This window comes from Mycobacterium sherrisii (assembly GCF_002102355.1).
GTDB lineage: Bacteria > Actinomycetota > Actinomycetes > Mycobacteriales > Mycobacteriaceae > Mycobacterium > Mycobacterium sherrisii.
In genome coordinates, this window is sequence record NZ_LQPT01000036.1 from 1 (window position 1) to 12,778 (window position 12,778).

Genomic DNA, 12,778 nt, shown 5'->3' on the forward strand with positions numbered 1-12,778 from the left:
CAGCGGCACTGACCGCCTAAACCATCAAGTCGAAGAATCACCCGACGGCCTCGTACACCACGTCCCTGGACTTGACCTGGCAGGGGCATCGAAGCCGCGGGTGGTTTGGGGAGGTTCGCACGAGCGAAGCGTGCGTAAACGCGTCAACCGTCGCGGAGTACCTTGCCGCCAGAGATACGCAGAAAAGCAATGAAGCGCCCGGCGGCGGGCACCAGTCGACGGTGCGTGAGCCACGCCGCTCCCACCTCGCGCCGTGCTCCACGGTCGCGGAGGGCGATCTCGGCCAAGGCTGGATCCGGGAGCGTCGCGTAGGGCAGTACCGCGATGCCCAACCCAGCACGAACCAGCCCCCGTAGGGTCTGGTGTTCTTCGCCTTCGAACGCGAATCTTGGTATGAAACCCGCTGCCTCGCAGAGCGAGTCAAATACTTGACGCAGACCATGCTCCGCGGTCAGCCCGACAAAGACCTCGTCCTGCACGTGGCGCATTGCGACCGACTTTCGGTTGGCCATGTGGTGATCGGAAGCCACGGTGAGGCATAGCCGCTCTTCGGCTAAGACCAGCGTGTCCAATCGGTCGTCGGCCGGTGGCATCGGCGCGACGATCGCGACGTCTAGCGCCCCCGCTAGCAGCTGGTCAAGCACCGCGGGTGCCCCGCCCTGCTTCAGGGTGAACGAGATATCTGGGTGGGCAGCCAGGAAGGCATCCAAGAGCAGCGGCACGTCGCGCGGGCCGCGGCTGTGGACGAATCCTAATGCGACGTGGCCGCGATCGGGCTCGACGACCTCCTGCAGGTCTCGTCCGGCGGTGCGCAGGTGGACCAAAGCTTCTCGGGCGGCCGGCAAGAAAGCCCGACCGGCGTCTGTCGCAACGATGCCCCGCCCGTACGGCTGGACCAGCGGCGACCCGATTAGATCGGCGAGGCGATGCATGACGGCGCTGACGGTCGGCTGGGGAATGCCGAGTTGTTCGGCTGCGCGCCGCACGTGCTGATGTTCCACGACGGTCACGGCAATGAGCAACTCAGGCGCGATCGCCCGCAACCAATCAAGATCTCGATCAAACATGTCATGAATCCTAATTGGACGGATCAGTCCGTGTGGGGCATCGTCGGATCAAGAGAACGGGCCGGGAAGCAGATGTAGGAGGGCAACACGGATGAGCACCGTCGCCGATCGCATCATCGAAGCTCTGAAAGCTACTGGAGTACAACGCATTTATGGTTTGCCAGGCGACAGCTTGAACGGGTTCACCGATGCGATTCGGCGCGCGGAAGGCATCTCGTGGGAGCAGGTGCGCCATGAGGAAGCTGCGGCGTTCGCAGCTGCAGCAGACGCCGCACTGAGCGGGCGCCTGGCAGTGTGTGTGGGTAGTTGCGGTCCGGGCAACCTGCACCTGATCAACGGGCTGTACGACGCACAGCGCAGTGGTGTGCCGGTTCTAGCGATAGCGGCGCATATTCCGCTGTCTGAGATCGGCTCCGGCTACTTCCAGGAAACCCACCCGCAGCAACTGTTCAAGGAATGCAGTGTCTATTGCGAACTGGCGAGCACACCGGAGGCGGCGCCGCGGATCGTTGAGATGGCGATGCGTGCCGCCGTGGAGGAGTGCGGAGTCTCCGTGGTGGTGATACCTGGCGAACTCTTTGTGCGCCGCGCCAAGGACGACCGGCCTGTTCGCCCGGTGGTCCCCGCCCGCTCGCTGCAGCGGCCGGACAATGAGTCGCTGGCGAAGACCGCGCAGGTGCTCAACGGCAGCGACCGTGTGACGATTTTGGCCGGGGCGGGAGCTGCCGGCGCGCACGATCAGGTCGTCGAGCTGGCCTCGGTCGTGCGTTCACCGGTCGTGCACACCCTGCGAAGCAAAGAGCATCTCGAGTATGACAATCCATTCGACGTTGGCATGACAGGGCTGTTGGGATTTGCCTCTGGTTACAAGGCCATCCGTGAGGCCGAGGTGCTGCTGATGCTGGGCACCGATTTTCCGTATCGCCAGTTCTACCCTCAGAACGCCACTGTGATCCAAGTTGACATCTGTGGCAGCCGCCTCGGCCGGCGCACACCTGTCGACATCGGCTTGGTCGGAACCGTCAAAGACACGCTTGCCGCATTGCTACCATTGCTGCGCAGAAAGCTGGACGGTGCGCATTTGGATCGGGCGCTGCGACACTACCGTAAGACCCGCGCGTCGATGGATGCCCTCGCGGTCAACGACCGCAACCGCACCCCGATCCGGCCTGAGTATGTCACCGCCATAGTCGATCGCCTGGCCGCCGACGACGCGGTGTTCACCTATGACGTCGGATCACCGGTCATCTGGGCAGCGCGGTATCTGACCATGAACGGACGACGCCGACTGATCGGGTCATCGACACACGGCTCCATGGCAGGTGCCTTACCGCACGCCGTCGGCGCACAAACCGCCGACCGCAGCCGCCAGGTCATCGCCCTTGCCGGCGACGGCGGGCTGGCGATGCTCTTCGGTGAGTTACTCACCTTGAGACAGAACAAGCTGCCCGTCAAAGTCGTCGTCTTCAACAATGCATCACTGAACTTCGTCGAATTGGAAATGAAGGCAGCCGGTTTCGTCACCTTCGGAACCGACTTGCACAACCCCGACTTCGCGGCGGTGGCACGCGCACTCGGATTGTTCGGTGTCAGGGTGGAAACGCCCTGCGAACTGGAACCAGCACTGAAAAGGGCGCTTTCCCATGAAGGACCGGCGATCGTAGACGTCATCACGACCCGCCAGGAACTGACGATCCCGCCCGCGATTACCGCCGAACAGGCCAAGGGCTTCACGCTGTACGCGATCCGGACCATTTTGGCTGGACACGGCGATGAACTGCTCGACTTGGTCACCACTAACGTCGCCCGCCGAATCCTGGATTGATCACACCCACCGAAAGGAAACCGCCATGCCCACCGACGCGAGCGCCTCGATAAAGGCGATGCTGCAAGATGGCCTATTCGTTACCGCCCCAGGCGTATTCGACCTGGTCTCGGCCAAGCTCGCCGACCGCACCACCGCCCAGGCGATCTACATGACCGGATACGGCGTCGTGGCGTCCTATCTGGGGCAGCCGGACGCGGGCCTGGCGACCTACACCGACATGCTCAACCGCGCCGAAGCAATAGCCAACGCAGTGCATAAGCCCTTGATCGCCGACGGCGACACCGGCTACGGCGGCCTGCTCAACGTTGCTCACACCGTGCGCGGCTACGAGAAAGCCGGCGTCGCAATCATCCAGCTAGAAGACCAACAGTTCCCCAAGAAGTGTGGCCACACCGCCAACCGCCACGTGATCCCCACCCAGGAGATGGTCAATAAGATCAAGGTTGCCTGCGGCGCCCGCTCGTCGGAGGACTTCCTCATTCTGGCGCGCACCGACGCACTAACCTCGCTGGGCATCGACGAGGCCCTCCGTCGCGGCGAAGCATACGCCAAGGCAGGCGCAGATATCCTGTTCATCGAGGCACCCGAATCCACAGAGCAAATGCGCAAGATCGGGAACGCGTTCGACACTCCCGTGTTATCGAACCAATTGCACGGCGGCGTCACACCCATCTTGCCCAGGCGCGAGTTGCAGGACCTGGGATTTGCCGCCGCAATCTACCCCACCGCCGGGCTGTTCGCCGCCAGCCACGCCTTGGCCAGCGTGTATCACTCTGTGGCGCAAGGGGAGCCCGTCACCGATCCGCTGTGTTCCTTCGCCGAGTTCGTCGACTTGATCGGTTTCCCGAAGGTCTGGGACTTCGAGAAAAGGTACGCCGCTCTGCTGAACCAAGCCCAGATCTAGCAGGAGAACACCACGATGGCTTCTAACGTGACGCAATCATTGATCGATTCACATCTCGTGAGCGGAAACCCGCAACCGGGGAATGAAATCGCGCTACGTGTGGACCAGGCACTATTGCAGGACGTGCTCGGAACGCTTGTCATGCTGGAACTCGAGGCCATGGGAATTGAGCGAGTCCAAATCGACCGTGCCGCACAATATATCGACCACAACCTGCTAGAGACCGACAACCTCAATGGTGACGAACACCTCTTCTTGCGCTCGGCCTGCCAGCGATTCGGCATCTGGTACAGCCGCCCGGGCAACGGCATCAGCCACCCAGTGCACATGCAGCACTTCGGCAAACCCGGTGACACCCTCATCGGCTCGGACAGCCACACCGCCGCCGCCGGCAGCATAGGCATGCTTGCCCTCGGCGCCGGGGGCATTGACGTCGCCCTAGCACTCGCCGGCGAGCCGGCCTACCTACGCATGCCGGCGGTGTTCGGTGTCCGACTGACCGGTGAGCTGCCCCAATGGGTAAGCGCCAAAGACATCATCCTGGAAATGCTGCGCCGGCACGGCCTCGAAGGCGGACAGGGCCGCGTCATCGAATACTACGGACCGGCCCTAGCCCAACTGTCGGCAATGGATCGCCATGTCATCGCCAACATGGGCGCAGAACTCGGCGCAACCACCACCGTCTTTCCCTCCGACGAACGTACCCGCGAATTCCTGCGCAGCGTCGGGCGCGAAAGCGAGTGGCGCGCCGTGGCCGCTGACCCCGGCGCGGACTACGACATGTATGACGAGATCGATTTGTCTTCCCTGGAACCTTTGATCGCCAAACCGTCCAGCCCCGGTAACGTCGTCACGGTGCGCGAGGTCGCTGGCGCCGAGATCTATCAGTCCTACATCGGGTCCTCGGCGAATCCGGGATTTCGGGATCTAGCAATCGCCGCCACCATGGTGCGAAACCGCCAGGTACACAACCGAATCTCCTTCGACATCAATCCGAGTTCGCGACAGACGCTGCAGGCGCTCATTGACGCGGGGCATTTCAGTGATCTGATCCGTGCCGGTGCCCGTACGCATCAGCCTGGGTGCAACGGTTGCATCGGGATGGGGCAGGCACCCGCCGCCGGTCGCATCTCGCTGCGCACCGTGCCGCGAAATTTTCCTGGGCGCTCGGGAACCCGCGAAGACAGTGTCTATCTCTGCAGCCCTGAAACCGCTACCGCGTCGGCTCTAACCGGCGTGATCACCGATCCACGAGACCTCGGTCTGCCCTATCATCCGGTCGCTGAACCGATGCACCTGCCCATCAAGGACATGGCGTTCGTGGCGCCGACCGAGACCCTAGAAGCACGGTCGGTCCGGCTAGAGAAGACCCCCAACATCTCCACCCTTCCAAGCTTTGATGCTTTTGCACCGGATGTGGTTGCACCCGTGCTTCTCAAGATAGGCTCTGACATCTCGACCGATGACATCATCCCCGCAGGCAGCAGGGTCATGCCCTACTGGTCCAACATCGCGAAGGTTTCCGAGTTCACCTTCGAAGGCATCGACTGCCACTACGCGTCACGCGCAGCGCAAAGTCGCGACCGCGGCTGCGGTCACGCCATCGTCGCGGGCGCCAACTACGGCCAAGGGTCGAGCCGTGAAAACGCTGCGGTCGCATTGCGCTACCTGGGCGCCCGCGTCGTCATCGCCCAAAGCTTCGCGCGCATCCACTGGCAAAATCTGATCAATTTCGGGGTCCTGCCGCTCAATTTCGCTAACCCAGCGCACTACCACCGCCTTCAACTCGGCGACACCATCCGTATCCCTGACATCCAGGCGGCCTTGACGGCAAGCCTGCAGATCGTCGCCATCGTGGGCTCGGCGAGCGATCGTATTCCGCTGCGGCACGCCCTATCTCACCGCCAGATCGAGATCCTCATGGCCGGCGGCGCGATTAACGCCCGCCAACAGCCGTCGTCTACCGGTCAGCGTGTTCCCATGAACTCGTCGCCGGCCCAGAACTCATTCACCAGACGTCAAGATTGATGCACTGCACCAACGATCCGAGCTCAAGAGGATGATGCACGGCAACGCTGATGGGCATGATTGCCCGGCGTAGGGGACCGCATCGTGTCGCGGCGCCCGCATCGCCGCCCAGCGCAGTCGTCACAGTAGAGAAAGTGAGGCACCAGGCCATGCCGCCCGAAGACGATACAGCCGAGGTGTACCGACGCCAAGGCTTCGGTGGTGGTATCGGTGCTGTCGCACCCTACGCACTGCTGCTAGTTGATTTCTGCGTGGCTTTCGTCGACCCAGCACTGTTGGGAGGTGGGAACATTGCGACGGCCGCTTCGCATGCCGCCGAGCTTCTCAGATGGGCGCGGACGGCCGGATGGGCGATCGCGCACTCGCAGATCGTATATCGAGAAGACGGCACGGACGCCAATGTATGGCTGCACAAAATACCCGCCTTGCAGACACTAACCGTGGGCAACCCGGCGGCTGAGTTCGTCGAGGAATTGTCACCCGTGCCCGGCGAACTCGTTATCCGCAAGACTGTCCCATCGGCCTTCTTCGGTTCGTCGCTGGCATCGTGGTTGGTGCACCGAGGTATCAAAACGCTAGTAATCGCCGGATGCACCACCAGCGGATGCGTACGCGCCAGCACAATCGACGCATTGTCGTACGGCTTTCGCCCAGTGCTAGTCAGTGACTGCATCGGTGACCGCTCCCTAGACGCCCACCGCGCCAGCCTTTTGGATCTCGAAGCCAAGTATGCCTCAGTGCTGGACAGTGCCACTCTCGTCACAGGCCCCTCCTCAGATCCCCTGCGCGACAGCGCAACCAGGAAGTAGTCCACTGCCCGAACCAATCACACCACATCCCTTCACACTGTCAGCACCAACTACCCAGCACCCCAATGAACCGGGTACGGGTCCTTAATCGGCTACCTGATTGGAGAAGGTTGTCCACAAGCTGTTCGGCGATCGACGACCAGCGGTCAATCACTGGCACTGGTGATGATGGTGGAAACAAGTAATCGGCCAATGCGGGCGCCATCCAATGCCACGAGGCCCCGCTGCGCCACCTGATGCCGCTTGCGTCATCCCCTATGGCGCCGCAGACGCCAGGGCCGGACAACTCCGACGACCCAGTAGGCGCCGGCATCTTTAACCGCAGCCTTGACGAACGGGCTTAATGATCCGGAATATCACCTCGGGCCGTAGCAGGTTGGTTGGCGGTTCGGTTAGACCGATGACGCTGAGGAATCTTTCTGCCACCACGGCGTCTGTCTGCGCAGCTGTCAGGACTCGGTCCAAGTATGCGTTCACTATCCGCGTCGACACAGGACGAAATCCAGGTACTTCGGGAATCGCCAGGTCAGCCCCTACAGCTGTCCGCCAGGCCACGCCGATGTTTTTGGCCGAATCATGAAAGAACCGTCGGGCCAGATCTTGATCTCCGCCCCGTAGACAATGATGAAGCACCAATGACTCCAGTGCAGCCACTGTCATGCCTTGTCCATAAATCGGGTTAAAGCTGCAGATCGCATCGCCGACTACGAGCAGGCCGTTTGGCATTCGCCGCATTTTGTCATAACGTCGCCATCGGTTGGATGGAACGTGATACCGGCTTAACTCCCCGACAGTTTCAGCCGAACGAACCGCCTCAAGCACATCAGCTGGTGCCAAGTCTTCTAAAAAGGTGAGGATTTCGGTGTGCGTGCCCGGAAGTTGTTGCCCCATTATCGAATTTAGGGTCAGTGTCCAATTGTTGTTCTCGTAGCCCGCTAAGGCGAAACCCCGCAACCGGCCAGGTTCGGGATATAGTGCGAAGAACTTGGTCGTCAATGCCCCGGCAGGCAGACGCAAATTCAGACTGGTATACGACAGCCGCACCACCAATTCCTCTTCGAGCGGGCGCCCATAACCTAACTTTTCCAGAAATACCGGTGTGCGCGAACCGCGGCCAGTCGCATCGACCACGAGGTCAGCAAGCAAGGTGGCCTCCCCGCTGCCATCACGATTCGCCATCCGGACCCCGGTGATGCGGTTGCTACTTGACTCCACGTCGATTGCCTCGCGCTGGTCCCGAATGGTGACGTTGGAAAGGCCGCGCACTCGCTGACGGATCAGAAACTCTAAAATCGCTCGGCTCGGATAGTATGCTGTGTTAGCTGCTGGGTGTCGCAGGCGGCCTATCCGGGCAAGACGATGTCCGCCTATCGACAAGTACAACTTGGAAAGATCCCCATCGGCCCACACGGGCACACCGTGCGCTATCAGTTGGTCGAGAAGCCCGGGGAACAGCTCACCCAAGATTTGCGAACAACGCGCCAGGGCAACGTGGACGTGCGCACCTTGGGGGACACCGCGCCGAGTCTGCGGGCCGTCGGGTAGCACATCACGCTCGAGCACCACGACGCTCTCGTAGTAGTCGGCCAGCACCCTGGCGGCGAGCAGTCCGCTGATACTGCCGCCAATAACGATGGCCTGCTGGCCAGCTTTGGGCACAATGCACCTTCCTTGCCATGTTCGTTACCGGACGCTTTGAAATGTCAGAGTTCGCAGCGCGGCGAACCTTCCAGCGCAGATAATCTGCGCGCCCACTGGCGTCGATACCTTCCGAGGTGGGCCCTTGGCTCGCGCATTGAATGGCTTCCTTCGAGTTGCAGTCATGTCGAATCGACTATGCGACGTGCAAGATTCAAGATCATCGGCCGAAACGCCTAACAGATCGTCGGCATGATCGCCTACGTCGACCAAGAGTGACGCGATAGCGGCAGTAGCAGGCGTAGAACGAGACAGCTGCCGCGCTTGCAGGCCTAAGCAACCCCGGCTGTTGAGCACTCAAGTCGCCGTCCAGCTCCTATAGGATCGAAGCAGTATGTGGCCGGTGCTCAGGAAAAGTAGGCGTTCGGGCCAACGTTCCCCGGTGATGCTCGCCCCATGCTGGGCAGCATGAATGAAGTTGAGAGGCGTACGGCTGCATCGCGATTGGAGTGGAGTGTTCTTAGGGTGGGCGAGGTGATACCGACCGGAACCGTGACACTGCTGCTCGCTGACATTGAGGCGTCAACCCGGCTGTGGGATTCCGACCATGTTGCGATGACAGGTGCTATCGCCGTGCTTGACCGCACACTATTGGATGCGGCCAGAAAGCATCGCGGCGTGCGGCCAATCGAGCAAGGCGAGGGCGACAGCTTCGTGGTGGCATTCACTCGAGCCAGTGACGCGGTCGCGTGCGCCCTCAGGTTGCAGAGCGAACCCCTGGCGCCAATCCGGTTGCGCATCGGCGTCCATACCGGAGAGGTGCAATTGCGTGACGAAGCCAACTACATCGGATCCACCATCAACCGGACGGCGCGCATACGAGATCTAGCCCACGGGGGCCAAATCGTACTGTCGGGCACCACGGCCGATCTCGTCACCGACCATCTGCCCACTGGCGCCTGGCTAACCGACCTCGGCAGGCATTACCTGCGGGATCTGCCGCGACCCGAACGAGTGGTCCAACTGTGCCACGTCGACCTACACAATGACTTCCCGCCCCTGCGCACGGTGACTGCTGTTGCCGCCCATAACGTTCCCCTGCAGCGCACCAAGTTCGTGCGACGGGCCAAGGAACTCAGTGATGTGCGTCAACTGCTGACAGAAAATCGGATTGTGACGTTAACTGGCGCGGGGGGCATAGGAAAAACACGTCTGGCTCAAGAGCTTTCAGCTCAGGCTGCCACGGAGTTCATTGACGGCGTGTGGTATGTCGACCTTGCGCCTATCAGCGATGCGGACATCGCGATCGCCACCATCGCCCGGATACTTGGCCTGCCGGACCAACCGGGCCGCATCGCGGTCGACAATCTTGTTCGTTCGGTGGGCACCCGTCAGATGTTGGTCGTCCTGGACAACTGCGAACACCTGCTTGATGCCTGCGCCGCAATCAGCGACGCCATGCTTGTTGCCTGCCCACATTTGACCCTGCTTGCCACCAGTCGTGAGCCGCTTGGCTTGGCCGGCGAGGTCATCTGGCGGTTGCCGTCGCTGTCCATAGCCGACCAAGCGGTCGACTTGTTCGCAGACCGTGCTGCCCTCGCCCGGCCCGATTTCAGCATCAACGCGGACAATATTGCGACCGTGGCAGAGATTTGCCGACGCCTCGACGGTGTGCCGTTGGCCATCGAGTTAGCGGCAGCTCGAATGCGCGCTCTGTCCTTGGCTGAGATCCTCGACGGACTGCACGACCGTTTCTGTCTCTTAGCCGGCGGCGCACGCACCGCGGTGCGACGTCAACAGACCCTACGTGCCTCTGTGGACTGGTCGTACGCGCTGTTGACGGAGCCTGAACGGGTTCTCTTCCGACGGCTGGCGGTTTTCGTGGGCGGGTTTTACCTCGATGGAGCTCAAGCGGTCGCCGGTATTGGCGAACTCAAACGTCATCAGGTGTTAGATCAGCTCAGTTTGCTGGTCGACAAATCGCTAGTCATTGCCGAGGACTATCGTGGCCGAACTCGATATCGGTTTCTGGAGACAGTGCGCCAATACGCCCAAGAAAAACTTGCTGACTCCGGCGAGTCCGAGGCTATACGAATCCGCCACCACGATCATTATCGCTCTCTTGCCGCGGCATTCGAGACCATGGCGCCGACAGACATCGCGCAGCACGCCCAGCAAGCCGACATCGAAATTGACAATCTGCGTGCGGCGTTTTCCTGGACGCTTCAGCAAGCCGATCCGGAAGCAGCGCTTGCCTTTACCTCATACCTGCAGCCGCTGTGGCGGCGGCGGGGCAGGATTCGAGAGGGGCTCAGCTGGTTTGATGCCGCCTCAGCCAGCGCCGCTACGCGAGGCGCCAATATAGCGCCCGCTTGGCAGGTACGCGCGGTGGCCGATCGCATCATGCTGACTGCCACGGTAGTGGACCCTGGCAGCAAAGACGCTGCCGCAGAGGCACTCGCACTCGCCCGCCAGATTGGCGAACCGGCCCTTCTGCTCAAGGCCCTGAGCGCGTCGTGCTGCGTCTCGTCATTCACTCCCGAAGGATCCGAAGAGCCTTTTGTCGAGGCCGTCAATCTTGCCCGGTCGCTAGGCGATTTGCCTTCGTTAAGTCAGATCCTGCCATACCAAGCATTTGCGGCCCTCTTCGCGGGTGATGCCAGGCGAGAACGCTTGGCCGCTGAAGAGGGACGCGATATCGCCGTGGCGATCGGCGATGAGTTTGCAGCGCGCCACTGTCGCTGGAAGCTCGGGATGGCGCAGATGCATTCCGGCGATCTCGACGGCGCGGTTCGGCAATTCGATCGGGTGATCGCCGACGCCGACACAAGCCATGACACGCTGTTGAGCTCAGCTGGGCGATACGGCCGCACCATGGCGCTTGCGTTTCGCGGTGACACTGCCGCCGCCCGCGCTACTGCTATGGCTGCCGTTGAACAAGCGGCTCAACTCGGCGGCTTCATGGAAGGGTTCAGCAACGCGGCGCTAGCAGTGGCCTCTTTGGCGGCCGGCGATATCGAGGCCGCTGCAGCTGCCAGCGAGACTGCCCGCCAGCAACTCAGCCAACGATGCGAATTTGCGGTGCTCTATGCAAACCCCACGGCAGAGATTGCACTTGCTCGTGGCGATCTGGAAGTAGCTCGACGGTACGCCGACGACGCTGTTCGCGTGACATCTGGATGGAACGCATCCATGTCGCTGACCTCGCGTGCTCGCGTAGCGGCGGCCCAAGGGGACTGCATGCAGGCTGAGCAGGACGCACACCAAGCATTGTCTTGTGCGGCCACAAACGACGCCTACCTAGGCATTGCCGACACGCTCGAGTTTCTGGCCGCCGCCGCGGGCGAAACAACCCGACACCGGGAAGCTGCAAGGCTGTTCGGGTCCGCCCAGGCGATCAGAGATCAGACCGGTCATGCCCGCTACCAAATCTACGATTCGAGCTACTACGCGTCGGTTGCCGCATTACGTCAGGCGATGAGTGAGAGCGATCTTGAAACCGCGTGGGCTGAGGGGACCAAGTTGTCTGCCGCTGAGGCGGTCGCCTACGCACAGCGGGGCCGCGGCAAACGCAAACGGCCTTCCAGCGGCTGGGCTTCCTTAACACCTAGTGAGCGCGAGGTAGTAAAACTGCTTAGTGACGGCCTTACCAACAAAGACATCGCTGCAAAGCTGTTCACCTCGCCGCGCACAGTCCAAGCCCATCTCAATCACACCTACCGCAAACTCGGCTTCACATCCCGCGTTCAACTTGCCCAACAAGCGACGCACCACCTGACCGGGGACTGTCTGAACGACGGTGGATCTGATCTTGGTCTGACACGCCGAGCTGAGCTTGGCGGGAAGGACTGACGATGTCAGAAACACTCGTGCCCGTGGCGAACGAACTGGATCAAAAGCAGCTGGCCGAACAACTGTTGGCGCAGGCCAAGGAGCAAGGTGTCGAGCTGGTCGGCCCCGATGGGTTGCTCAACCAGCTGACCAAGCATGTGCTGGAGACTGCGTTGGATGCGGAGATGGCCGAACACCTCGGCTATGACAAGCACGACCCGGCCGGGCGCGGCAGCGGCAACTCGCGCAATGGCACCCGAGCTAAAACGGTGCTCACTGAAATCGGGCCGGTGGAAATCAAGGTGCCCCGCGACAACCAACAGCAGCTTTGATCGGCAGATCGTCAGGAAACTGCAGCGCCGTTTGACCGGCATCGATGAGATCGTGTTGTCGCTGACGGCAAAGGGATTGACGACCGGAGAGATTGCCGCGCATTTCGCCGATATCTGTGTCGCCACGGTGTCCAAAGACACCATCAGCCGCATCACCGACAAGGTGGTCGCTGAGATGGCCGAGTGGTGCAACCGGCCATTGAAGCCGGTGTACCCGGTGGTGTTCCATCGACGCCATTCACGTCAAGATCCGCGACAGCCAGGTTGACCTGACCCCGATCCGTTGATCCATGGCTTATGAGAGTCTTGCGGCCCAGGTTGTGGGCAGGAAGGCTCGACAA

Annotated in this window: 7 protein-coding genes and 1 pseudogene; 6 read left to right on the forward strand and 2 right to left on the reverse strand. The window is 61.5% G+C overall.

Going from position 1 to position 12,778, the window contains the following annotated elements; all coding sequences use genetic code 11:
- Nucleotides 1-143: 143 nt before the first annotated feature.
- Nucleotides 144-1,067 (reverse strand): LysR family transcriptional regulator, encoded by a 924-nt coding sequence (locus AWC25_RS06680; RefSeq protein WP_069402802.1) that lies wholly within the window; start codon nucleotides 1,065-1,067, stop codon nucleotides 144-146.
- Nucleotides 1,068-1,158: 91 nt separating this feature from the next.
- Here AWC25_RS06680 and poxB point away from each other — a divergent pair, with 91 nt between their 5' ends.
- The 4 genes from poxB (at nucleotide 1,159) to AWC25_RS06700 (ending at nucleotide 6,636) form a co-directional block, all read left to right on the forward strand.
- Nucleotides 1,159-2,892: a ubiquinone-dependent pyruvate dehydrogenase gene (poxB, locus tag AWC25_RS06685; protein WP_085166529.1), complete on the forward strand. Its 1,734-nt coding sequence runs from the start codon at nucleotides 1,159-1,161 to the stop codon at nucleotides 2,890-2,892.
- 25 nt (nucleotides 2,893-2,917) lie between these two features.
- Nucleotides 2,918-3,799, forward strand: a complete 882-nt coding sequence (locus tag AWC25_RS06690; RefSeq protein WP_069402804.1) for an isocitrate lyase/PEP mutase family protein — start codon at nucleotides 2,918-2,920, stop codon at nucleotides 3,797-3,799.
- Nucleotides 3,800-3,814: 15 nt separating this feature from the next.
- Nucleotides 3,815-5,827 (forward strand): aconitate hydratase, encoded by a 2,013-nt coding sequence (locus AWC25_RS06695; RefSeq protein WP_085166530.1) that lies wholly within the window; start codon nucleotides 3,815-3,817, stop codon nucleotides 5,825-5,827.
- Nucleotides 5,828-5,961: 134 nt separating this feature from the next.
- Nucleotides 5,962-6,636 carry an isochorismatase family protein gene (locus AWC25_RS06700; RefSeq protein ID WP_211281024.1) on the forward strand — a complete coding sequence of 225 codons (675 nt, stop codon included), beginning with the start codon at nucleotides 5,962-5,964 and terminating at the stop codon, nucleotides 6,634-6,636.
- A 315-nt stretch (nucleotides 6,637-6,951) separates the two neighbouring features.
- Here AWC25_RS06700 and AWC25_RS06705 read toward each other — a convergent pair whose 3' ends face one another.
- A complete protein-coding gene (locus AWC25_RS06705; protein WP_084229568.1) occupies nucleotides 6,952-8,295 on the reverse strand; it encodes an FAD-dependent oxidoreductase in 1,344 nt (447 codons plus the stop codon).
- A 447-nt stretch (nucleotides 8,296-8,742) separates the two neighbouring features.
- On the opposite strand from AWC25_RS06705, the gene AWC25_RS06710 reads away from it, so the two are divergent.
- Nucleotides 8,743-12,126 (forward strand): helix-turn-helix transcriptional regulator, encoded by a 3,384-nt coding sequence (locus AWC25_RS06710; protein WP_232327351.1) that lies wholly within the window; start codon nucleotides 8,743-8,745, stop codon nucleotides 12,124-12,126.
- 2 nt (nucleotides 12,127-12,128) lie between these two features.
- Nucleotides 12,129-12,718, forward strand: a pseudogene (locus AWC25_RS06715) (transposase); the annotation flags it as partial.
- Nucleotides 12,719-12,778 lie beyond the last annotated feature (60 nt).